Origin of the sequence: Candidatus Chlorohelix allophototropha, assembly GCF_030389965.1 — a bacterium.
Lineage (GTDB): Bacteria > Chloroflexota > Chloroflexia > Chloroheliales > Chloroheliaceae > Chlorohelix > Chlorohelix allophototropha.
Genome location: NZ_CP128399.1, coordinates 2,132,931 through 2,156,447 on the forward strand (window position 1 = coordinate 2,132,931; position 23,517 = coordinate 2,156,447).

A 23,517-nucleotide genomic window follows, 5' to 3' on the forward strand; every position below is an offset into this window, starting at 1 on the left:
CAATTTGGTTTTATAGGGTCTTTTTGAACCGAGCACCACTGCTCGGCGTTACCTGAGAATAGTGGATTGAGCCGAAGGTGTCAATTACAATTACTTGTGATAAGATAAACGTGCAGGCAATACGGTAGTGTTAGATGGGGGCGCTACTGCTCCGTTTTTTAGCGAAGGAGAATGAGACGTGGATTTAAGGGACTGGATTCGCGATGTGCCAGATTTTCCCAAGCCGGGTATCCTTTTTAAGGATATTACGCCACTGCTGCAAAACCACGAAGCGATGACGTTCGCTTTTGATCAGATGGCGGGTTTATTCAAAGGGCAACCAGTTGATTTGGTAGTCGGAATTGAATCACGCGGTTTTATCTTTGGTGCGCCTCTTGCCGATAGATTGGGCGCAGGTTTTGTACCCATTCGTAAGGTTGGGAAGTTGCCTTACAGCACTATCTTCGAGGAATACGACCTTGAGTATGGCACCAACAAGATTGAAATTCATGAGGATGCCATCAAGCCGGGTCAGAATGTTTTAATCGTGGACGATTTGCTAGCTACGGGCGGTACGGTAACAGCTGCTGCCAATCTGGTAGAGAAGTTGGGCGGGAAAGTGCAGGGTATGACTTTCCTGATAGAGCTAAGATTCCTCAATGGGCGTGAGAAGTTAAGCCGTTTTGAGGTTAAGTCGCTGGTAGAGTATTAGAAGCCGAATTTAAGAGCAAAGGGTTCTTTAAAACTCCCTTTGCTCTTTTCTGTTACACTTGTTTTGCTTACCTTCAAAACTCTTGCAAAAATAGCAAGACTTATAAGCTGCTATATACATTATTTCAAAGAATCATAAGAGTAATCCTTGATGTCGGAAAATAACCTGCGAAAACTACGAGTAGCGAGCCTGCAACTGGAAGCGCTCGACCTCCCACGGGCGAATGAGGCATTGCAACGCGCTTTGGCTTTGATTGACCGCGCCGCCGCCGAATATCAGCCCGACCTGATTGTTACCCCCGAATGTACCTATCCCGCCTATGTGTTGGGTAATGAGAAAGAATTCAAGACACATTATCCCGGCGACCCGCTTCCTCACTTTGCTGAGAAAGCGCGTCAACATAATTGCCATATCATAGTGGGTCTTGCCACTCCCACCGAAGACCCGGAAGGCAAGTTGCTTCTATATAATGAAGCGGTACTGATTTCACCTGCTGGGGATGTAATCGGGCGGACTGCCAAGAGCCTGTTATGGCACTTCGATAGCAAATGGTTTTGCCCCGGCACAAGTTATCCGGTGTTTGATACGGAAATCGGGCGTATTGGAATGATTGTCTGTGCCGATGGACGGCAGCCCGAAATCAGCCGTATATTGGCGTTGCAAGGCGCACAAATCATCGTTGACCCAACGGCGTGGGTGACTTACGGCACAGACCGCCAGGCTCTTACCAACCCCCAAGCCGATTTTATGTTGGCAACCCGCGCTTTTGAAAATGGCGTTTGGTGCGTGGCTTCGGACAAGGTAGGTTTAGAACGCGGCACGGTGCTTTACGCCGGACGCAGCAGCATTATCAGCCCTGAAGGTAAGAAAGTAGCGGTAGGTTCATCCTATAAAGAAGAAATTGTTTTTGCCGAAATCGAGTTGAAGCCTCGCCCCTTGCCTTCTGCCCCACGTTACCCAAGCCTTTATCACGATCTAGTAAAACCTATTGAAAATCAGCCCATCCATTTTATTTTGCAAGAAGCAATTGTGCCACACCACGCCCATATTCGGGCAACCGTAGCGCAATATCGCTCTTTTACCAGCACCGAGGAGATGGGCGAAGTTGCGCGTACCCTGCTGAAGCAACTGACCCGTGAATCGTCTGATTTGGTGGTATTGCCCGATATTGCGCCCGGTTTTGCCGATGAAGCGGCACAGCGCGGCGATTTGGTCTTTCCTTTTTATCGTATTCTCAGCAAACTGAGCGGCGTGGCTATACTGGCGACTGCCGTTGAACACGAGGGTATTCGCCGCTACAAGACGGCGCGTCTATTTCAGAATGGAATAGAACTCGGTATGTGGCGGCAAACCCATTTTACCGCACAGGATGAGGGTTACTGGACACCTGCCACCGAGATTGGTGCTGTTATCAAGCTGAACGGTAGCGAGGCACGTATTGGGGTAATGCTAGGCGCAGATGGCTATGGTCCGGAAGTAGCGCGGTGCTTGATGCTCAAAGGGGCGGACGTGATTTTATATCCAACCCGCGCTGTTTTGCCTACTACCGATTTCAGCTTGGCACAGTTGGTACGTTCGCGCGCTTCTGAAAACAGGGTATATGTGCTGGCGGCTACTCCCTTGGAAACGCTTAAAGATTTGTCTGGAAATAGCCTGATCGGTTCATCGCTAATTGCCGACCCATCCGGCGCGGTAATTGCCCCTGCCTTGCCCGATACTGCGATGGCGGTCAGCGCACAACTTATGTTAGGCTTGAGCCGCAACAAATTAAGCGCACCCGGTACGGATGCAGTTTACAATCGTATGCCTGACGCTTATCATATGTTGGTAGAGGATGAGAACTCCGGGACATCAGAAAAGAATCCGGAATAAGCGGTAAGGGCTTTAAGCCTTATGCCCGATTGACTTCTGAATACTAGAACCAGGAGATGCTCGAAGATGATTGAGATAGAATTAGCTTCTACTACCGGTAACCGCCGGATTGATAATATTTTGGGTGGGGTGGTCGGTTTGCTGGAAATTGTTTTTCCCGGCAGAATCTTGAGTTATTACCTTACCGGAAGTTACGCTGATGGCAGCCAGGTTGAAACCAGCGACCTAGATATAGAGCTAATATTCAAAGGGGTTTTGACTTCGCAGGAGCGTGACCTAGTTAGAGATATAAGCATGCAACTTTCTTTGCTTGCTCAAATATTCATAGATGTGCATCCTCAAGGTGAAAGCACCTTGCAAGAAAAGGTTAACTATTTTATAAAATTGGGAGGACACTTTATCTACGGTGAAGATATTCGGGATACAATTCCAGAAATATCCACCGAAAAATATGTACATTGGGCGGCGCATACCCCGATCAGTCGCATGTTATTCTGGCGTGGTGTTCCCCAATTTTTGCGCTATCCGCTTGAGGCGGTAAATCCGGCTGAGGAATTTTATGGCTATGCTCAGCGCGAACTAATCTTGCCAGATGGCGAACATGTGCATAGTATCAAAGAAATGGTGGCAGCAGTGGGCTGGATGGCTACTGCAATCATTGCTATGAAAACCGGGAGAGTTGCCATTGGCAAGGAAAACTGCTTGCGGTTATACCTTGAATTGGTGGCAGATGAGTGGGCTGGTTTTGTAGAGGACGCTTTTTATAAGGGTCGCAACCTATGGCATTATTTAATACCACAGGAAGTGCAAGACCGCGAGGCATTGCGTGAAATCTGTGGACGTGTCCCGCTTTTTGAGAATCATTACCTGAACCTATATCGTAATTTCTTGTTAGATGAAATTAAATCTCCAGATCGGGATGCCCGTAGAGTGGCAATTCATCGGTTAGGAGAAATAATTTATCCCGGTGACGAAGCGTTAATAGCTTTAAAAGGCTTGGAATCGGGTGATGACCTAGAGTTGCAATCGGAAATTAATCAGGCTATATATAACATTCAAGAGGCGCAAAGCTTAAATGAGCAAAAAGGGTAACTTGCTAATCGGGCAATCGGGTGGCGCTACCGCTGTAATAAATAGCAGCTTGGCAGGCGCGCTCAGTGAAGCTCTAAAAAACGACAAAGTCGGCGAAATCTATGGCATGCTCGAAGGTGTGCAGGGTTTATTGAACGACCGCATTGTTGACCTGCGTATGCAAGCAGGCACTCCTGCCGTGCTTGAACATCTCAAACGCACTCCTGCTGCGGCGTTAGGGATGTGCCGCTTAAAATTGGGCGAAGCGGAAGCCGAACGGGTATTGAAGATTTTGCAGAAACACAATATCCGCTATTTCATTTATATCGGTGGCAATGATAGCGCCGATACTTGCCATCGCCTTGCCTCACTGGCGAAAGCGCAAGGTTATGATCTTTATGCAATCGGCATCCCCAAAACCATTGATAATGACCTGCCTGATATGGATCATTGCCCCGGCTACGGAAGTATTGCCCGCTACATTACCCAAGCAACACGCGACACCTCGATAGATACTGCGGCTGCGGCAGTAGTACATCCGGTCAAGGTGCTTGAAGTGATGGGTCGCAACGCCGGGTGGGTGGCTGCCAGCGCGGCTATGGCAAGGGTGAATGAGAATGACCCGCCGCATCTGATTTATACCCCCGAACGTGGCCTAAACCCTGATGATTTTCTGCGGGACGTAAAACGCACCTATGCGTTATACGGCTATTGCGTGGCGGTAATCGGTGAAACGGTCAAGGACCAGCACGGTAAGCCTTTGTCGGGTAGGGGCGAGCCTTACTTCGTGGATAGTTTTGGGCATCGTTATTATCAGGGTCCTGCCAGTTACCTGACCGGGTTGGTGATGAAGGAACTAGGGTTAACCAGCCGTTTTGATAAGCCCGGCACACTTCAGCGCATGAGTATGAACTGTGTGAGCGAGGTTGACTTAGAAGAAGCTTGGTTGGTAGGGGCTGAAGGGGTGCGCTTGGCTCTTTCGGAACACTCTGACTTGATGGTTACTATCCAGCGAGTAAATGCGCCAAACGAGGAATATGCAATAACAACCGGGACAACTCCTCTTTTGAATATCGCGCATAGCGAGCGCAAAATGCCTGCCGATTATATTAATAGCGCGGGCAATAATGTTACTCAGGCTTTTCTTGATTATGCGAAACCGCTAATCGGTAGCGCCATACCGGACTATTTCCACTTCGATAAAACTCGCCTTGTGGCGAAGAAGTAGAAAAGCTTCAAAATTTGGATTAGGGCGAGTCATAAGGCTCGCCTTTATTTATTCGGCTGCTTCCAGACATTTAGAGTTATCAGGAGGTTATCCGCTTGAAAAGTCTTACAAAGTATCTGACCGTCAATACCCGTAACGAGCATGAGTATATCAATATTACCCGTGAGGTTGCGGATGCAATTCGGGAAAGCGGTATTAAGGAAGGGCTGGCATATGTCGGCAGTATGCATATCACCAGTTCAGTTTACATAAATGATGCAGAAGATGGTTTAATCCACGATATTGAACAGTGGTTGGAGAAGCTTGCGCCCGCTCGCTCAGACTATCTGCATCATCGCACCGGAGAAACCAACGGCGATGCCCATCTTAAAAACCTGTTGCTACATTCTTCGGTAACGTGTCCGGTTACCAATGGCAAACTCGATTTCGGACCGTGGCAGCAGATATATTATGCCGAATTTGATGGTCGCCGCCAGAAACGAATCATAATAAAAATAATTGGGGAGTAGCGAATTATCATTGGGGGTTTGGTTAACTAACATTATATGGTAGAATACTCCTCAATTACCGCATTTATTATGATGTAGGGGCTACTCCTGAATGTGAGGTTTTGAAAGTTTGACTGAAATTAATCGGTATCCTACGCGCCATTTGAGCGACAGCCTGAAAGAATTACCCTTTAACCCTGATTATCGTGAGGGCGCGCTTAACGCGATCAATACCTGCCTTAAGGTTCAACCCGGCGAGGTAATGACGGTTGTAACTGATGAAGAGACAATCGAAATTGGGGCATCGCTGTTTGAGGCTTCCGTAAAAGCAGGCGCAATTGTTACGCCCTATGTAATAGAGGATTACAGCACGCGCCCGATGGTAAATATGCCTAAGCCCATCCTTGAAGCTATTGCCAAAAGTCAAGTGGCGCTTTACGCGGTGCAATCTCAGCAAGGCGAGTTACCTGCCCGCAAACAGTTTGTAAACATCATCGAGCAAAAGCAAATTCGCTATGCCCATATGGTGATGATTTCGCCCGAAATAATGCTGCAAGGTATGCGGGCTGATTACACTGTGGTAGATAGTATTGGGTCTAAAATCCATAGTATGGTATCTGCTTGCCACACTATCAATTGTAAAACCGCTGCCGGAACCGATATTGAAGCTACTTTTGACCCCGATATTAAGTGGATTAAGACCTGCGGGATGATTACCCCGCAAATCTGGTCGAATCTACCTGCCGGAGAGGTTTTCACTGCCCCGCAGAACGTGAACGGCATCTACGTAGTGGATGGCACAATCGGCGATTACTTTTCCCAGAAATACGGTAATCTTGAAGAATTTCCGATTACACTGGAGATTGAAAATAATCGGCTACGTTCGGCGCACTGCGATAACAAATATCTGCAAACCGAGTTCTGGCGTTATGTACATCTGAGCGAGAACAGCGACCGCATTGGGGAGTGGGCAATCGGGGCTAATATCGGCGTAAAGAAGATGATTTACAACCTGTTGCAGGATGAAAAACTGCCGGGTATGCACATTGCGCTTGGTGACCCCTATGGTAGCCAGACCGGCGCCGATTGGAGCGCACCTACCCATGTGGATGCCATTGCTAAGAATTGCAATATCTGGGTGGATGGCAACGAGATTATGCGCGGCGGCAAATTCACCTTCCTCGCACAATAGGAATCTGCGCGGTTCGTTCTTTAGGACGCGCCGCTTTTTAATTACCTCTGGTTCTGATACATTCCAGCATGTGGTAAAGTTCGAGGGTACGTTCGGCGGTTTTGCGCCACGTAAATTTTTGTGCCTGAATCGGACCTAGTTCTGACAATTCCCGGCGTGCGCTTGGGTCGGAAGCCACTTTTACGATAGCATTTGTCCAGCCTTTTTCATCTTCGGGCGCAACAAGCAATGCCGCTTGCCCCACTACCTCCGGTAGTGAAGTGGCATTTGAGCAGATAACCGGCGCGCCACTGGCTAAGGCTTCTAACGGATCGAGTCCAAACCCTTCGTAGCGGGAAGGAAAGACATACATATCTGCCTCGCAATAGAACAAAGGTTTATCGGCTTCGTCTATAAGCCCGGTAAAATGGACGCGCTTGGCATCCTCGCCCTCACCCAAAGCTTTGCGGATAGGCGTTTGCAAGTCTGGATACATAATCGGATTGCTACTATGCCGCTTGCCGCCCAATACCAACGTCCAACGTCCGCCGTCGTCCTGTTGTTCCAGTTCTTTTAAACGGGGGAGGGCGCGGGCAAAAGCGTTTACCAACATGGGTAAATTCTTTCGTACATCAAAGCCGCCCAGATAAAAAATAATGCGCTCATTCCCGTTCAAACCGTAGCGTTTTAAGAGGGCTTGCCGCTCTTGCTCAGCCACACGCCCCGCTTGATAACGCGCTTCTACCCCCAGATAGACAACTGCAACTTTAGAGGGAGGCACTTTAAGGAATTTCAGAATATCTTGTTTGCTGTACTCGGAGTCTGCAAAGATGAGGTCGGCACGTCGGGCTGCCGCGCTTACAAGACGAAAATATAACGAGGCAGCGCGACCGGAACTGTAAATCGGTAGGGCAAGAGGAATTAAATCATGGATGGTTACGGCTAAGGCAGCATTTTTTTTCAAACCGAGCAGTGGAGCAGCAAAATAGGGGTAATGCACCACATCGAGCGTTTGTTTGAGGGTAGAATTACGCTCTACTAGGGTGGGTAAGCCTATTTGCTCCCACCAAACCTTTTGAACATTACCCCCAGCGCGTCGTAGCGGAGCGAGCGGTTGTATCTGGAATTGTTGGTCGGTGGCAACCCCCTTAAAGGATACGCCATCGCCAAGCAGGTAATACGAATCTTCAAGCGCGGTATTGAGTTCTAAAAGTTCGTTCCAAAGGTGACGAGTATATTGCCCGCTTCCGGTAAATTCCTGATTCCAGAACTGCCCGTTTATTGCAACCCGCATTGAGATTAATTAATGCTCCAATTGTAAGCTATTCTACTATCTACCAGCGTGTAACCGGCTACGCTCGAAGAGGGCGTATAGATAACAGCTTTTTTAGGGGCGGGATTTGCATCCGCGTAACGCGCCCACTGTACTCCTAGCAAAACCAAACTTAACACGGCAGCGAACAATAAACCTAATAGTAAAGCTGTTCCAACTATTCTTGACAAGGCTTTTCACCTCTTTCATCTAGATAAAAAATCTGTAATGCTATAGATATATTTATTACATTACACATTACGTATCCTGCATTATAATTATTAAGTGGAGATATTGTACAGAAATTCACAGCCTCTATATTATAGCATAATTTTATTTGACCGATTTTGAGTTAATGTAATTAATGGGTTGTAATAATTCCTGTCACAAATAAATTTAACCCATCATTGGAGTATAAATGTCCCAGACGCTTAAAGAAACGTCTTTAAATCAAGAAATAAAGGAATTGCTAGGGCAGATTTACCCGGTAGAAGATGTTTATTGCCGAGTAGGTGCGCTACAAGTACATTATCAGGTCAGTGGCGCGCTGGATAAGCCACCGCTGATTTTGATACATGGTATTGGTGGCAAGCTGAACTGGTGGCATGAGAACATGCCCTTGTTCAGCAAGTTCTATCGTACTTATGCGTTGGATTTGCCCGGCTTTGGCAGGAGTAAAAGGCTGCCCGGTAGGTTTACGATTAATCGGGGCGCGGATTTTGTAAAAAGCTGGCTGGATTTAGTCGGATTAAAAAAGGTTCATTTGGTAGCGCATAGCATGGGAGGGCAAATAGCCGCAAGGTTAGCGGCGAATCACCCTGAAATGCTGGATAAATTGGTGTTGGTTGCGCCCAATGGCATTCCGCTCTCTTTTAAGGCTTGGGCGAGTTATGTCAGCAAAGTCCCAAAAGTGAAAGTGCCGCTGAACCAGACTATCTCAATTGCGGTTGGCACAATGCGCACCGATATGCTGGCGCTTGGGCAAAGTATTTATGCAATTTTCAATGACCCGGAAGTGGAAGAAACCCTGCGTAAAGTGGTTACGCCTACGCTGGTGGTATGGGGTACTGCCGATTCGGTATTGCCTCCACAGTTAGGGCAGCGCACCTTAGCTTTATTGCCGAATGCCCGTTTGGCTTTGATCGAAAACGGCACTCACAGCTTGATGTTTGACCAATCTTATGTTTTCAATAGAGAAGTTCTGACGTTTTTAAGAGCTGAACATTAGAGAAAAATTAACTTGATACTCTTTGACGTTAAAAGATGGTAAAAACGCATTGGTTTAGTTGCAGTCGTGTTTGATTTGGGTTATTCTTGGTTTCTAGGGACTGTTGCTTAACATTATCTCTCAGTTGAGGTTTGTTATGTAATGTAAAAAAGTTAATCGGCAACGATTTATCGCTTGATTAACTTTACCGAGTAGCAAATGCGCTTACCATTTTTGGATACCCACTTGCTAGAGGTTGTTTGTGAATATCTTGACAATTCTAGTAAACTAGAATTAGAGGGAAATATTCTAGGATCCAAAGGAGTATCGGAAGTTATCAAGGGGTATTCCAAGCCCATCCGCTCTTTAGGGAGCGGGGATAGCAATGGCTCAACCTGATTGAACGTTACAGAATCAATTCAGCTGGTTCCCGTATATGCGGTTGAGTCAGACTCTTTTTGGAGAAAATTCATAATGATTGTTAAGGAAGAATTCATCATCGATTGTCCCCACGCGGATGCTTGGGAGTTTTTATCTAATTTTCCTTCTCCTATTCTTGTCATTCCCGGCGTAATTAAAGTTACCGAAGCTAGTCCACTTCACTATTTAGGTGCAGTGAAGGTTCACATCGGTCCTTTTAATTTTGTGTTTACCGGAAACATGAATATCACCCTGATAGATCACAGAACCTGCCGGGTTGATATTGATGGGGGCGCAACCGATTGTATGACCGGGGCGCACTTTAAGGCTACTGCCAGAACGCAAACCTTACCGTTGGGGGAAAAACGTTCGAAGGTTACGATCGAGGTTGAGGTAGGTCTTGGGGGATTATTGGGCAAAATGGGTTGGTATATATTGCGCCCTAAAGCCCGACAGGTAGTGCAAGCTTACGCCAAATTGGTGCATAATGATATAGTAAGCCGTAAAAGGGCGCATCATGTCCCGGCACTACAATTGGCTGCTGTATAAGACCTGATGAAAATATTGACCGTTACGAAAGCCGCGCTTGGTGTAGGGCAGCGCAAGCTCGAAGAACTTGCCGCCATACCGGGAGTAGAGCAACTTACTCTTATTGTTCCACCTTATTGGGAAGAACCGAGAGTTGGGCGCACTTACCTAGAAAAGCTTTACACCAGCGGGTACGAACTTATTGTTGAGCCAATGACGCTCAACGGAAATTTCCATCTCCACTTTTACCCCGGTCTAGGAAAATGGATAAAACGCCTTCGTCCCGATATTGTGTTCATGGAGGAAGAGTCGTTTAATCTTGCCACCGCGCATGGTAGTTGGCTTGCGGAGAAATATGGGGCTGTTTCGGTCTTTTTTAACTGGGCTAACACCTATCGAGAGTATCCCCCTCCTTTCAAAAACTTCGAGAGCTACAATTTCAAGCATACTGCGGGCGCACTTGCCGGAAACGATGAAGCCCGCGCCTTACTACGGCGTAGGGGTTATGCTGGGGCGTTGGCGGTTTGTCCTCAGTTTGGGGTAGATACCACCCTATTTCAACGCTGCGAACCACCTACCGGATTCAAAAAGCCGGGTGTATTTACGGTGGGTTATATCGGCAGGCTCGTGCCGGAAAAAGGTTTGGTTACTCCGGTGGAAGCCTGCGCTCGTCTAAAGGGTGATTTCAGGCTCGTATATATCGGTGCAGGTCCGCAAAAAGCGGTTATCGAGGAAGCGGCGCAAAGGCTTGGCATTGCGCAAAAGGTCGAATTTATTCCGGCTGTCAGTAGCATTGAAATTCCCGCTTACATGAGTGGGCTGGATGCGCTTGTGTTACCTTCGCTCACTACCTCGAACTGGAAAGAGCAGTTCGGGCGAGTATTGGTGGAGGCAATGGCTTGTGAAACTCCGGTGGTGGGCAGCAGCAGCGGAGAAATCCCCTATGTGATTGGCGATGCCGGGTTGGTTTTCCCCGAAGGCAGTGCTCTTGCGCTGGCGGAAAACCTACAAAAGCTGATGGATGATAGCACCTTGCGCACAGAGTTAGCACAACGCGGCTTGGAAAGGGTCAACGCCAATTATACCCAAGCTCAAGTAGCACGTCGCCACTATGATTTGTTTGCGCAAGCGCTGAACACCTCAAAGAACAAGTAACTATTCATCCCCTAACCCCCGATGACATCCCGATTTATGTGTAGAGCAGCCTAATCTACAAATAGAATGACTTATAGATTTTCCGGTTACGACCTGCTAAGAATGATTGCGAATTTCCTTCAATAAAACCAAAATAAAATTGCTGATCGAAGGCCTTTTCCCCTCTTTAGGCACAAAAAGCCCACCTCCAACCTAACCACCAACCAGTGGTCTTGTTCTATAGCTTAAATTTTACCTGGAATGCGCCGGCTAGCATGGTTTCAATCCCCTTCCGAGGATTAGGTGTCTTCCGACCTTAAAGCCCGGTCAGAGCCTAGAAAAACTTCTAAGCTCGACTTATATAATAGTTTTGAAGAAAGAAGCCATCGTAGTTTGTCAAGCCACCTGAGCAACCAATGGTAACTCTTTGGCCACAAACTTAGCACCGATCCAGACTTTTTTCGGGTCGAAGGTGCTGTCGTTCTTTAACAAAGAGTAAGCTGTGATTAACATCTTACGCATAACCGCCATCAATGCACTGCGCCCATTCATGCCACGCTTCCTTAATTCGCGGTAATAGTCCCCAAAGGCAGATACTTTAAGACGCAAACTGACTAATGCCACCATGTATAACAGGCGCCGCAACCGACCACTGCCACGCTTGGAAAGTTTCACCTTGCCTTTCCATTTTCCGCTTTCCTTCACGGTTAAATCTAGCCCAGCGTAGGCCACCACCTGATTACAATTGGTAAAACGTCCAACTTCGCCTAGCTCTGCCCGTAACCCTGCGATGGTTTTTGGTCCAAATTCGGGGATTTCAGCCAACTTCTTGGCTGCTTCATCTTTTTGCAGTAGTTGAGCAATTTCACTTTCTAAAATCTCAAGGTTAGCCTGGGTATGTAGCAATTGGTCGCACAAAATCACTAAGCCATGGGCACGGGCATTACTGGCAAGCCCACTACTGGCAGATTTTTTACTCAATGTAAGTAGCCGTTCAGCGGTTTTCAAACCATAATGACCGTTACTTAATTCAATGAGTTTAGCACTTAGAATTCCTATAGGAACTTCTGCAATTGCTTGACGGCTAGGATATAAGGACAGGGCAGTGGGGCGGCAGGGGTCAGCAAAGACCTGAGTATATTCTGGAAATATAACAAAAAGTAAGGCGTGAATTTCATTTCGATAGCGACCAATTTCATCGGCTAGGTTGGAATGAAGCCGAACTAATTCGCGATAGGTCGCCACCAAATCACCTGGCACATAAGCTGGTCGAGCCTCATCGCTTAGGACTACCCTGGCAATCGTTCCAGCATCCAAGGCATCAGTTTTAGCCCGTAAACCACGACGTTGTGCGAACTGATGGGTTTGGACCGGATGTAAAAGAATTAAATTATAACCCAATCTGGCTAGATAGTGATACAAGTTTTCCCAGTAACGTCCAGTCGCTTCCAAGCCGATGGTGATTTGAGCTGGTATTACCCCTAAACTTTCGAGCTTAGTCAGCACAAAAGCATAACCTTGCGCGTCATTAGTAAATTCGAGAGGCTTGATGACTACTGTTTTGTCAGGGCGAAGTACACTTATACTACACTTCTCACAACCTACATCAATACCCACGGCAAACAGCCGACCTATTGAGGCTTGCTTTGGGGTTTCACATGGAGGAGTAATCATTTTTTGCACCTTAGTCCAGCTAAAAGGGCTGCTACACAATGCACTATTGAACTTACGGGACACCCAACCATTCAGCGCGTGCGTAAGCTTATCGCGGATAGCCAGTCGCATAACTGCGCTGTAACAAGCCTAATTGCCGCTACTAGCGCTAATGGTCGGGGAACAGTCTTTGCAAGTCGGTCTTCTCCACTGCTATCCAGTTATGAAGCCGTAAGTCGAGACCTCGGTTCTCCCGTTACCATCAGTCTATTAGCTTTTGAGTACTTTGCTGTAGTCTAAGCTTTTCTTTGTTCAAAACTATTATATAAGTAGAACTCACATCGAGACCAAGCAGAACCGGGGGAGATTTTTACAGAACATTTTGTTGAGCGATAATAAAGACTGGCTCATCCGCAATCTCGCTGATTCAGCTACATTTTGAACCGGAATTGTGTAACCTTAACCGTAATCTAATCTCAAAATGGATTACACATCAGCGAACCTGCGGATGAGCCAGTTTTGGTTCTGTCTCAATCTTGCTGATTCGGGGGGTAGGTACATACACTCAACTTTAAGTGTAATGATTAGGACTAGATCGGACACATATGCTAAACTAAAACCAAACACTAGCAGAAGGAGTGTCCGATGTCAGCCGAACAAAAAATCATTAAAGCCCGCGTGGGCTTGCTCAAATTAGCCGAGGAGTTAGGCAATGTCAGCCAGGTCCTGGGCTATTCCCGCGATACTTTCTACCGCTACCGCGAACTGTTCGAGAGCGGTGGTGAACTGGCCCTGCTCGATGTCAGCCGCAAAAAGCCTCTCCCGGCTAACCGGGTCGAACCCTAGGTCGAAGAAGCCGTGGTCACCTTCGCCTTTGACCAGCCGGCTTTCGGTCAGTTACGGGTCAGTAATGAGCTCAAGATGTTGAAAGTCAATTAGAAAGGTATGCGAATTGCCTCAAGAAAGAATCTTACCGGAGAGAAACCATTGCCTCACGAGTAATATTACCACTCCGAATAGCACAATTGATTGCTTCATTATAAATCTTACCCTACTCTACCACAATATCCTTCAGACTTTTACTATTTGCGACCGAAGAGCGGCCAGCTTGTCTGGTCGCGGTGAGGTCGGGCTGGCGGCACAAATGCCGCCAGCCTTTTCTTAAAATTACTTAACCCTTAACCGCGTGAGCAAGCTAAAATCAAACTTGGCTGGGCTCATTTTCCAGTATTAGAGTCATCTCACTCGCCCGTAATGGCCGTGGTAAAATCTCCTGAATAGCCAGATCTTCCTGCAACCAATCATCATCAAATTCGATTATCATCTCGGCCCGCCACTCTTTCATCCGACGCTGCAAAGTTCGCACTTGCACCGCCGGAAACTTACCAGGGTACTTCCTTTGTAACTTTTGAAACAGCGACGTTATCGTGCCACCAGGTTCTTCTCGAAGCCAGGTTTTCAATTCGTCGTTTACCTCTAAAAAAGGATCTATTCGGGTGCGATAGCTACGTGGTACTGCTGATTTCTGGCTACAATGATAGTGACGTTTACCTCTGGTTAAATCAAGGGCTATTTCTAGCGGCTGCAAAGTTAACTCGCCATCACCACTAATTATTCGACTATTTGCACCCACGCAACTTTTGACATCAAATTTGACGGCATTCGTAGGTGTAGTTGCTACCACTCCTACCGGCTCAAAAGCTTTTGCTGGTAAGAGAGCTTGCTTCTACAAAGCATTTTGTAATGTTTGGAGTTGCGCCAGAAGTTGTACCGGGTCAAGAGCACGGGCTACCTCTTCCAGCTGATTTTTAGCCTCAGCGGTCAGTATCTGAGCGTCCCCAAGCCGTTGGAAGGGAGTTTGGGCTTGATCATATTTACGGTAGAGGCTACTCCCTTTCCGAGTTTTAACCGGTAGTTTCATCGAGGGTTGGAAAAAATTGACATAGAGCCGCGTGGCCCGATAGACCTCCGCTAATTGCCGGTAGCTTTTTTCGCCTTCAAAACGGTCATAACCAATCAGTTGGCGTACCATCGCACCATTTTTCTGCTCGACAAAACACTGATCATTCTTTTTGTAAGGTCGCCCACGGGTGAAAGTAATTTTCTCCCGTTCACAATAAGCAATCAGCTCGTTATTAATAAACTCACTTCCATTGTCAGAGTCTATTCCCAGTATTGGAAAAGGTAAAAGTAGCCGGACCCGATCTAAAGCCTGAATTACGGTGTGTTGACTACGCTGAAGTAAAGCCTGACATTCAGTCCAGCCGGTGGCGACATCGGTTAGGGTCAGGGTGTAAAGGTAACTACCTTCAGCACTATTGCCACAATGAGCCACCAGATCAATTTCCAGAAAACCGGGTTTGACCTCATTCCATTCGGCGAAAGTGCGGATTGGCACCTGATGTTTAAGCAACTTCCCAGCTTTAGTGGTACTAATGCCGTGAGGCTGGTCAGCTTGTCGGGCAGCTTTAAGCAGGCGGTCAGCCGTAGCTGGACTAATTGAAAGGAGTTGAGCGCGAAGGGAATTGGTAAGGGTTAAATGACCGTGCCGCTCGAGAGCAAGGATTAGTTCTGGCAAGAATGGTACCAATCGTTTAGCACAAATAAAATTAGCGGCGGCCCAAGCAGTAGTCAGGGCATCTTTAACCGCTGGACCATAAATTGGTGGGCGAGGGCGGCTAATCCGAGTTAGTGGGGTGAGAGTAGGATCAGTCTGAGGCTGGGTAAGTAACCGAATAGCATATTTACGGGCATAACCAGTGGTAGCGATAAATTCGTCGAGGATCAGCGATTTTTGGGAAAGGTTAGCTTCCCGATACCGAGGGGCTACCCGATCCAGAAGTTCACGTTTGGATCCATAACTCATAGTTGATTTCATTTATTACCCTCCACAAGATTTTTTAGCTAGAAATGTTAGTAAAAAATGTTTCGGGTAATATTACTCGTGCGGCAAATTTCAGGTCAAGGTTACTTTTCCCGCGAGGAAGCGCGGTACAGAGCTTCAGCCTGATAGCAGAGAGCAAAAGCCGCCAAGATGACGATCCGCCCATCGGTAATCAGGCACAGGTGCAACCACTCCAACTGGCAGGAGTAGTGGCAGGCAAGAAAAGCAGCAGCCGCAAAAGCCGGAAAGCGGTCTAGCGGGAGAAGGGTCGGTAACCACTCCGACCCTTAAAAACTCACAAATCCCCCCACACTCCTCATACATCTCCATCGCGCCCCTTGCGAGCCAGCAGCGGTCAGTCCCGAAACGGATTGACCGCTAAATTGTTTTCAGTTCAATCCAACTCGGCTTTCATAGGATTTAGCTAAGTGAAGCGCTGCAGAATAATTAAGGGCTTTGACCTGGACGCTTATTTCTACTTCACGCCCAATGGGCATCCGGTTGAAGTTCAAGCCAAAATCCCTGCGAAGAAGAGTAGTTGCTGCCCTGAATTGGGGTGCTTCAATATTGGATTCTTCAATTAAGGTAACGTCTAAAGTTACCGTACGGGTTATATTTCGAATAGTAAGCCCCCCCTTTACCGATAAATGAGTCTCATCCGACTGTTCAATACTGGCGCTTCGGAAAGTGATGAGCGGATAGCGTTCTACCTCGAAGAAATCTGCTGTTTTTAGGTGTTTATCGCGTCGGGCATTTCCGGTATTTACGCTTGCAGGGTCTATCTCGGCGTAAACTGACCAATTCCCTGGATTGACCCCCTCAAGATTAAAATTAGCCAGTCGCATTGTCATTTTTCCCCTGACTTTAACCAACCCCCAAAACTTCTTAACCCTGAACTCAATCAGCGTGTTTTCACCTTCTATTTTCCAGCCCATTTTTGTTATCCTTTCTAAATCTGTTGGTACTCAGTAATTCAAGCTTATTTTTCTTTTCTGGAGCGCCAGCCACACGCTCATATATATCTACGGTAAAAACATTGAAGGTTTTTTTCAATCCAACACCTTGCGCATTATGGACTGAGTTTGGACAAAACCTTCGCGGCGGTAAAAGCTGATGGCGCGCTGATTGCTGGCGGTTACATAGAGTTGCACTACCGTCTGCCCCTTTTCCAACGCCCATTCACCAGCGGTTTCTAGCAAAGCTTCAGCCATGCCACTGCCCCGCCACTGATTCTCGATAAAGAGCGCTTCTACTTCTGCCCACTCCCGGCACCGCCAGAGAACTGAATCCCGGTGGATCGCCGCGATCAACATCCCGCAAGCTTTGCCACTTTCTTTATCGCGCGCCAGCCAGCAAATCGCCTTGTTTCCTTCCACTATTTCGGCTAGGTGCGTCTCAAAACAGCTTTCCCATTCCTCGGATAGAGCAAAACGATGATCCAGCGCAGAGTTAAAAGCGTGCAATTTCCAGAAAAGCGCCTTGATCTCAGCTCGATCATCAGCGGTGGCGGATGTCACCGTCCAGGTCAGCGTTTGTTGCCCGTTTTTGGCACGGGCGGTGTTCTCGAAAAGTTTGTTTGAACTGATTGCCGCTACCATCGCCTGCCTCCTTGAAAACTTTAGTTGAATTACCTGTTTAAGCTGGTTTCAGTTTAGCGTGGCAAACTAAAGTAGGCATCGGTGAGTACACCTAACACTCTCACCTATTCGCCCGCTTAGACTGAATAGGTGAGGTTACTTATTGTGGTTCAGGCATAAATGGAAGAGTTATATCAGGTGAGCTTATTTTCCACCGCGAAACGGGTGGCAGCAGTGCGAGAGGTGACATCTATTTTGGCGAATATAGAGCGTAAATGCGCCTCCACGTACTTCTACCTCGCGTTCTGATAGGCCCGCAGGAGAGGTTGAACCAGACGGGGATGTATCAGCCGGATAAGGTTTTAGTTCGGGTTCTGAGTTAACGATTTGTTGCGCCAGCGCCAGCGCTTCCTCCATTGCCAACCGTTTGCCTTCTGTTACCATAGCCTCGTAGGTGGCTTCGTCCAATTGAGAGCGAATAGCCTGCAGCAGCGGTTCTCTGATTCTTTTTGAGAAAGGCGGCTCATCTCCTAGGGTCCAGTTTTTTCCTAGCTCCATGGAGGCACTCATTAACCGTGCACCTAGTCGGGCGCTTTCCGGTCCTGTCTCATTGGCTTCCAAACCCGCCAACCCCGCAATATGAACCAGCGCCACCAGCATCGCAATTTTATTTTTATATTGTAATATCAGTGGTAAATTTTCCTTAAAAAGTTTTCTTGCTGCCTTGTAATCTCCCGCCACCAGCATCATAGAGCTAAGCCCAATGAAACCGGTGGTGGCGCTGTAGAAATCTCCCGTCTCCTGAAAAAGCCTGTTCCCTTCATAAGCCAGCGGAATAGAACTGACCGGGTCTTGGTCGGCGATAGCCAGCAAGCAACGTAAAGTAAGTGCGGCAGCGATGCGCCATTTATCGTTTAATTGGCGGGCTAATGCCTCGCTTTCCCGGCTCAAGTGGTGGGATTTCGCCAGATCATGCTGGTAATTGAAATATACCCAGCCCAACCCGTTATAGGCATCGGCAATGCCAGCTAGGTCGTTCATCTCTTGTCGCAAGCGCAGGTTTTCCTGGTGATAATATAGCGAACGTTCAAAATCCAGCGTGCTCAATAAAATAGCCAGCCCGTGATAAGCCCTCGCTTTAAGCTGAATCGGCACGGGTTTTCCTTCTGCCAACGCTACCGTTTTTTCCAGCCAGCGCGAGCCTTCTATGGTGTGAATATGCAATTGCCAAAAACGCCAGAGCGCCCCGCCTAGCCGTAGCCCCACCAGATAAGGCTCAGAGAAGTCAGGCGAAATTGAATCGTTTGTCTGCTCTGGTACAGGGGCAGTAGCCCAGCCCAATACCGCCCTCAGATTATCGTGCTCGGTTTCCAGCCGCTCCAGCCAGTAAATCTGCTCCGATCCGGTGAGTCTGGTACGGGCTTGTTCTGCCAGTTCTAGGTAATACGCGGCGTGACGTTGGCGGGTGACTTCAAGGTCGCCGCTTTCAGAAAGCTTTTCCAGCGCGTACTGGCGAATAGTTTCGAGCATGCGATAGCGCACATTTGGAGTCTGCTCCATCTGTACCAGCGACTTATTGATTAACTGACTCATTAGATTTAGCACTTCAGCCTGATCAATTTGCTTTTGCCCCGTTTTAGCTTGAAATCTACCGGCGCACACGGACTCTGCTGCCTCAAGAGTCCAACCTCCCGTAAATATTGACAGTCGGAGAAATACAACCTTTTCCCTTTCAGGTAACAGACTATAACTCCATTCAATAAGCGCATAAAGGGTTTGCTGGCGTGGCTCCGCAGTGCGGTCGTAATTGGTAAGAAGATGGAAGCGGTGATCCAGCCGTTCGGCAATCTGCTCTACCGATAAAGACCGAGTGCGAGCAGCCGCCAGTTCTAGCGCCAGCGGTATGCCTTCCAACTTCCGGCAAATCTGTGAAACCGGCTGCGCATTATTAGCATTAATAACAAAGTTGGGATGTACTGCCCGCACCCTCTCAGTAAAAAGCTGAAGCGCCTCGGAACCGTTAAGCCCTGTTTCAGCGGTTGGCAACGATAGAGGCTGAATAAGTAGAGTATTCTCGCCTGCAATAGATAACGCCTCTCGACTGGTTGCCAGAATTTGCAGATATGGGCAATTTTTCAAAAGTTGGGAGGTAATCCGGGCGCATTCCTCCACCAGATGCTCGCAGTTATCCAGAATTAATAGAATCTTTTTATCCCGCCAGTACACGGCCAGTGCTTCAAGCAGTGGGGTATCTTGCTGTTCAAGCAAGTCCAGCGCGCGGACGATAGTCTGGGGTATCAGTGTCGGGTCGGAGATAGCTGACAGCTCGATGAACCAGACTCCGTCGCGGTAGTTTTCAAGCAAAGAGGTAGCCGTTTCTATCGATAATCTGGTCTTGCCAGAACCACCCGGTCCGATGAGGGTAAGCAGTCGGGCGGTATTCATAAGTTGTCTGATCTGTTCCAGTTCTTTGCGGCGACCCACAAAGCTGGTTAGAGAGGCAGGAAGGTTATGCTTTTGACCGAAAATACTCATCATCTGACCAACTCACTTTCAAACTGATTGGAGCAAACCGTTTTCCACCGCAAAACGAGCCGCCGCTGTTCGGCTGGTTACGTCCAGCTTATTGAAGATAGAGCGCAAGTGCGCCTCCACAGTGCGACGACTGAGCACCAGTTTTTCAGCAATTTCCGGGTTAGATAATCCCTGCGCCACTAGCCGTAGCACTTCCACCTCCCGCTCAGATAGGTTTGCGGGATAACCAGTATCCGATTCAGGTTGCACTTCGGGTATATCTGGTTTTAGTATCTCAGCGGCTAAAGCTTTGAATTCTTCAAGAGTAAGCTTTTGACCGGTGGCGGTCTCCAGCGCGTATCTTTCTTCCCCAAGCCCCTGCCTTATTTCTTCAATTATTGGATTGAGAAAAGCTACTACATTGGGCGGTATTACTTGTAATTGATAATTTGATAAGTACCAATCACGTGTCTTGCCCATCAAGCGGGCGGCTTGAACCAGCCCTTTCGGTCGATTGTTTGCTTTAACGGCAATGGTAAATAACAAATTGCCCAGCATACCGCTTGCAATCGGGTTAGGTAATAGTAACAGGTTTTCGGCTAACAAAGATTTGGCTTCTTCGTAATGGCCCTGTTGCATCTGGATAATTAATAGTGTGGCGGAGCTTGAAAGCAAACTGCCGGCATCGCCCAATTCGCGCCAGAGCGCCAGCGCTTCTTCTTCTACCGGAAATACTTCATCAAATCTTTGGCTATGAAGCAGGGTAATCCCTTTGAGATGAAGCGCCGCCGCAATCGAGCGTTTATCGCCCGTTTCTCGCGCCACTGCCAGGCTTTCCTCAGCATAAGCCCGCGACTCGGTCAGTTTTACCTGGATAAAGTAGCACCAGCCCAGATCCATTAACGCTCTGGCAATCCCGACCCTGTCAGCTAATTTCTGCCAGATAGCCAATGCCGCGTGGTGGCACTCGACCGCCAAACTGTAGCGTCCGGTATTATGATATAAAATTCCAAGCCGATTCAGTAAATTAGCTTGTAAAGGCGCTGCGAGTGGCTGTTTTTTTATTGATTGGTGGATTAAATCTAACCAGTAAATCCCTTCAATCGGTATGGAATACATCCAAAAGTTATGGAGCGCGATTGCAAACCGGGCTGCAAAATCCATTTCCCCCTGTTCAATTGACCAGCCAATAGCTGCTCTCAGGTTATCGAACTCCTGCTCAAGTTTCCATTTCCAGCTTAGTTGTTCCGGGCCTTCCAACTCCCGCTCGACCGCTTCAGTCCATTTCAGGTAATAATCTCTGTGACGCCGGAAGGAGGTCTTTTCTTCTCCAGCCTCCTGTAATTTTTCCAGGGAGTATTGCCGGATAGTCTCCAGCAAGTAATAGCACCCTTCCTCCCGCTCCAACTGCACCAGCGATTTGTTGACCAGTTCCAGCAAGGTATCTAAAACTTCCCCCGTAGTAAGAATTCCGCCACCCGCATATTCTCCACTGCAAATTGCCTCGGCCGCCACCAGCCTCCATTTGCCGCTAAATACCGCTAGCCGCCTTAGCACTACCTTTTCTCGCTCTTCCAGCAGATCAAAGCTCCAATCTACCAATGCTTTAAGAGTTTGTTGCCGTGGAAGGGCCACCCGATTACCACTACTTAACAACCGGAAACGGTCGTCTAACCGCTCGGTTAGTTGCTCTACCGTCAGGCTGCGCAATCTGGCAGCGGCCAGTTCCAGCGCCAGCGGTATACCGTCCAGCCGTACGCAGATCTGGACCACCGGTCGAGCGGTTTTCCCGTTCAACTTAAAATCCGGTACAGCCTGTCTCGCTCTTTCCAGAAACAGCCGAACCGCTTCATAACCGGCCAGTTGCTCAGGGTTGTCAGGTAAATTGAAAAGGGCGGGCACGGGCAGGGAGGGCACTCGCAGAGTGGTTTCACCATCTATCATAAGTGCTTCACGGCTAGTAGCCAGAATTCGTAAGTCAGGACAGCTTGCCAGAATATTACTGGACAACCTGGCACACTCTTCCAGCAAATGCTCGCAATTGTCCAACACCAGCAAAAGGGTTTTATTATGCATGGAAGCCTTCAGCGTATCTACAACCTGATTATCGGTAGTTTCTTTCAAGCCAAGCGAACTGGCTACTTTTTCAGGAACCAGATTAGGATCGTTAAGCGTGGCTAATGGTACAAACCAGACCCCGTCCGGGAAAGTATCCGCCAGAGAGGCAGCAGTTTGGATGGCCAACCGGGTTTTGCCAACGCCGCCGGTACCGGTGAGAGTAACGAGTCGCTGATTAAGCACTAAAGTCTTGAGTTGCGCCAGTTCTGCCTGGCGGCCGATAAAACTGGAAATCTGGTGGGGTAAATTATGCAAAGGACGCGCAGGTTCTATCGTCATAAAAATCACTCTCCACAATGCAGCCGTGAAATTTAAACTGATAAAGTCAATTTTTGCTCCAGAAATGAATATGCTAAAAATTATATGATATATAAACGATAATTTCCACCAAAATTAAATTTCTGCAGTAACCAGAATATGGTTAAGGGTGTTTATGATAATTTAAAAATGGTTCTGGCGCACTATGCGTGAATCGGTGGAAAGGGTAGCTAGCTATTATTGGTATAATTTAGGGGGTAGTAATTGTGTTCTAATTCCTAGAAATAGCTAGCCTATGTTAGAAGAAATTGTTTTACCTACACGCTGGGAAATTCAGCTTGATGCCTGTAAAGAAGAAGGCAGTACCCTGCTTCTCGAAGCACATTTAACATACCAGACTACACAATGTCCGAGTTGTAGATTTACGGCGGAGCGGGTGCATAGCCGTTACAAAAGACAACCGACAGACTTGCCGTTAATCGGGCAACAAGTAAGCTTGAGTTTAACCATACGCCGTTTCTTTTGTGATAATTCTGGTTGCCCGCGTCGCACTTTTGCGGAACAAGTACCAATTCTGCTCGAAAGAAAAGCCAGGCGTACCATTCGCCAATATCATTTGCTCGAAAATCTGGCTTTTGCGCTGGGAGGTAGACCGGGTGTTCGGCAAGCTGCTAAAGAGGGTGTAAAAGTAAGCCGTGATACTCTATTACGCATTATTCGAAAAACGCCGATCCCTTTACAACCTACTCCTCGAATTCTAGGAGTGGACGATTGGAGTTACAAGAAAGGGGTCGAATACGGCACGATCTTGATCGATTTAGAGCAACATTGCCCGGTAGATTTACTAGCTGACCGAAAAGCCGACACATTAGCTAAATGGCTGGAGGAACATCCAGGGGTGGAGGTAGTCAGTAGGGATCGTGCCAGTGCTTATGCTGATGGTGCCAGGCGAGGAGCACCAGAAGCGATTCAGGTGGCTGATAGATTTCACCTCTTGGTGCGCCGTATAGACGCTTGTTGGATACCTTTTAGAGAAAGGAGCGGTTGAGAGTAACAGACCGTTAGGACGGTGGCTTACTCGATGGGGAAAACCCAGACAGGACAGTAGCATGCCACAAAACCTCAGCAGACTGAAGACGTTTAGGTCTGGTTGAGGGTGTCCTGCTCGCTATGGTGAAGCTGAATTGCCGAACCTAATCTACCAACGGTGGTAAGGAACACTCAGCGTTAATAACGTTTATCGCGCTGTCACCGAAATATGCATCAGATTACGAGGGATGCAAAACACTCTCTTCGGTGAGTGATGGGTAATGAACCCATTCAAGGAGATGAAAGGGCACCTAAGGCGAGCTAGAACGTCTAACAAGTGGGATGCGGGATGACCTACGGGT

At 47.8% G+C, this 23,517-nt stretch carries 20 protein-coding genes and 1 pseudogene; 12 read left to right on the top strand and 9 right to left on the bottom strand.

The annotated features are described in order from the left end of the window. The first annotated feature begins 178 nt into the window (after positions 1 to 178). From OZ401_RS09425 to OZ401_RS09450, 6 genes are all read left to right on the top strand, one after another. Entirely contained in the window at positions 179 to 691 is a 513-nt protein-coding gene (locus tag OZ401_RS09425) for an adenine phosphoribosyltransferase (protein WP_341467974.1), read from the top strand. Positions 692 to 841: 150 nt separating this feature from the next. After that, the gene (locus OZ401_RS09430; RefSeq protein WP_341467975.1) at positions 842 to 2,563 is read left to right on the top strand and encodes a carbon-nitrogen hydrolase family protein; all 1,722 of its coding nucleotides are present in this window, start codon (positions 842 to 844) and stop codon (positions 2,561 to 2,563) included. Positions 2,564 to 2,629: 66 nt separating this feature from the next. Next, a complete protein-coding gene (locus OZ401_RS09435; RefSeq protein WP_341467976.1) occupies positions 2,630 to 3,655 on the top strand; it encodes a hypothetical protein in 1,026 nt (341 codons plus the stop codon). Then, on the top strand, positions 3,639 to 4,862 hold the full coding sequence (locus OZ401_RS09440) for a 6-phosphofructokinase (RefSeq protein WP_341467977.1): 1,224 nt from the start codon (positions 3,639 to 3,641) through the stop codon (positions 4,860 to 4,862). The genes OZ401_RS09435 and OZ401_RS09440 overlap by 17 nt, the downstream gene beginning before the upstream one ends. A 95-nt stretch (positions 4,863 to 4,957) precedes the next feature. After that, positions 4,958 to 5,371, top strand: a complete 414-nt coding sequence (locus tag OZ401_RS09445; RefSeq protein ID WP_341467978.1) for a secondary thiamine-phosphate synthase enzyme YjbQ — start codon at positions 4,958 to 4,960, stop codon at positions 5,369 to 5,371. Between the two features lie 109 nt (positions 5,372 to 5,480). Beyond that, complete coding sequence (locus OZ401_RS09450) at positions 5,481 to 6,542, top strand: aminopeptidase (protein ID WP_341467979.1); 1,062 nt, start codon at positions 5,481 to 5,483, stop codon at positions 6,540 to 6,542. 37 nt (positions 6,543 to 6,579) lie between these two features. On the opposite strand, the gene OZ401_RS09455 is transcribed toward OZ401_RS09450, so the two are convergent. Both OZ401_RS09455 and OZ401_RS09460 read right to left on the bottom strand, forming a co-directional pair. Then, entirely contained in the window at positions 6,580 to 7,815 is a 1,236-nt protein-coding gene (locus OZ401_RS09455) for a glycosyltransferase family 4 protein (RefSeq protein WP_341467980.1), read from the bottom strand. Between the two features lie 5 nt (positions 7,816 to 7,820). Next, positions 7,821 to 8,024: a hypothetical protein gene (locus OZ401_RS09460; RefSeq protein ID WP_341467981.1), complete on the bottom strand. Its 204-nt coding sequence runs from the start codon at positions 8,022 to 8,024 to the stop codon at positions 7,821 to 7,823. Positions 8,025 to 8,251: 227 nt separating this feature from the next. Between OZ401_RS09460 and OZ401_RS09465 the strand changes: the two genes are divergently transcribed. From OZ401_RS09465 to OZ401_RS09475, 3 genes are all read left to right on the top strand, one after another. Further along, a complete protein-coding gene (locus OZ401_RS09465) occupies positions 8,252 to 9,061 on the top strand; it encodes an alpha/beta fold hydrolase (RefSeq protein WP_341467982.1) in 810 nt (269 codons plus the stop codon). 453 nt (positions 9,062 to 9,514) lie between these two features. Further along, a complete protein-coding gene (locus OZ401_RS09470) occupies positions 9,515 to 10,009 on the top strand; it encodes an SRPBCC family protein (RefSeq protein WP_341467983.1) in 495 nt (164 codons plus the stop codon). A 6-nt stretch (positions 10,010 to 10,015) separates the two neighbouring features. Further along, positions 10,016 to 11,143 (top strand): glycosyltransferase, encoded by a 1,128-nt coding sequence (locus OZ401_RS09475; protein WP_341467984.1) that lies wholly within the window; start codon positions 10,016 to 10,018, stop codon positions 11,141 to 11,143. A 375-nt stretch (positions 11,144 to 11,518) separates the two neighbouring features. Here the strand turns inward: OZ401_RS09475 and OZ401_RS09480 are convergent, their stop codons facing one another. After that, positions 11,519 to 12,907, bottom strand: a complete 1,389-nt coding sequence (locus tag OZ401_RS09480; protein WP_341467985.1) for an IS110 family RNA-guided transposase — start codon at positions 12,905 to 12,907, stop codon at positions 11,519 to 11,521. 513 nt (positions 12,908 to 13,420) lie between these two features. Between OZ401_RS09480 and OZ401_RS09485 the strand changes: the two are divergent. Then, positions 13,421 to 13,693 (top strand): annotated as a pseudogene (locus OZ401_RS09485) (helix-turn-helix domain-containing protein); the annotation flags it as partial. Positions 13,694 to 13,976: 283 nt separating this feature from the next. Here OZ401_RS09485 and OZ401_RS09490 read toward each other — a convergent pair. Both OZ401_RS09490 and OZ401_RS09495 read right to left on the bottom strand, forming a co-directional pair. Further along, complete coding sequence (locus OZ401_RS09490) at positions 13,977 to 14,459, bottom strand: hypothetical protein (protein ID WP_341467986.1); 483 nt, start codon at positions 14,457 to 14,459, stop codon at positions 13,977 to 13,979. Between the two features lie 42 nt (positions 14,460 to 14,501). Beyond that, positions 14,502 to 15,653, bottom strand: coding sequence for a DDE-type integrase/transposase/recombinase (locus tag OZ401_RS09495; protein ID WP_341467987.1), 1,152 nt, complete (start codon positions 15,651 to 15,653; stop codon positions 14,502 to 14,504). Between the two features lie 32 nt (positions 15,654 to 15,685). On the opposite strand from OZ401_RS09495, the gene OZ401_RS09500 reads away from it, so the two are divergent. Further along, positions 15,686 to 15,916, top strand: coding sequence for a hypothetical protein (locus OZ401_RS09500; RefSeq protein WP_341467988.1), 231 nt, complete (start codon positions 15,686 to 15,688; stop codon positions 15,914 to 15,916). Between the two features lie 132 nt (positions 15,917 to 16,048). Here OZ401_RS09500 and OZ401_RS09505 read toward each other — a convergent pair whose 3' ends face one another. From OZ401_RS09505 to OZ401_RS09520, 4 genes are all read right to left on the bottom strand, one after another. After that, positions 16,049 to 16,594, bottom strand: a complete 546-nt coding sequence (locus OZ401_RS09505) for a YceI family protein (RefSeq protein WP_341467989.1) — start codon at positions 16,592 to 16,594, stop codon at positions 16,049 to 16,051. Positions 16,595 to 16,708: 114 nt separating this feature from the next. Further along, positions 16,709 to 17,257 carry a GNAT family N-acetyltransferase gene (locus OZ401_RS09510; protein WP_341467990.1) on the bottom strand — a complete coding sequence of 183 codons (549 nt, stop codon included), beginning with the start codon at positions 17,255 to 17,257 and terminating at the stop codon, positions 16,709 to 16,711. A 183-nt stretch (positions 17,258 to 17,440) separates the two neighbouring features. Beyond that, on the bottom strand, positions 17,441 to 19,774 hold the full coding sequence (locus tag OZ401_RS09515) for an ATP-binding protein (protein ID WP_341467991.1): 2,334 nt from the start codon (positions 19,772 to 19,774) through the stop codon (positions 17,441 to 17,443). Positions 19,775 to 19,789: 15 nt separating this feature from the next. Beyond that, positions 19,790 to 22,147, bottom strand: coding sequence for a LuxR C-terminal-related transcriptional regulator (locus tag OZ401_RS09520; protein WP_341467993.1), 2,358 nt, complete (start codon positions 22,145 to 22,147; stop codon positions 19,790 to 19,792). A gap of 274 nt (positions 22,148 to 22,421) precedes the next feature. Between OZ401_RS09520 and OZ401_RS09525 the strand changes: the two genes are divergently transcribed. Further along, a complete protein-coding gene (locus tag OZ401_RS09525; protein ID WP_341467994.1) occupies positions 22,422 to 23,174 on the top strand; it encodes an ISL3 family transposase in 753 nt (250 codons plus the stop codon). Positions 23,175 to 23,517 lie beyond the last annotated feature (343 nt).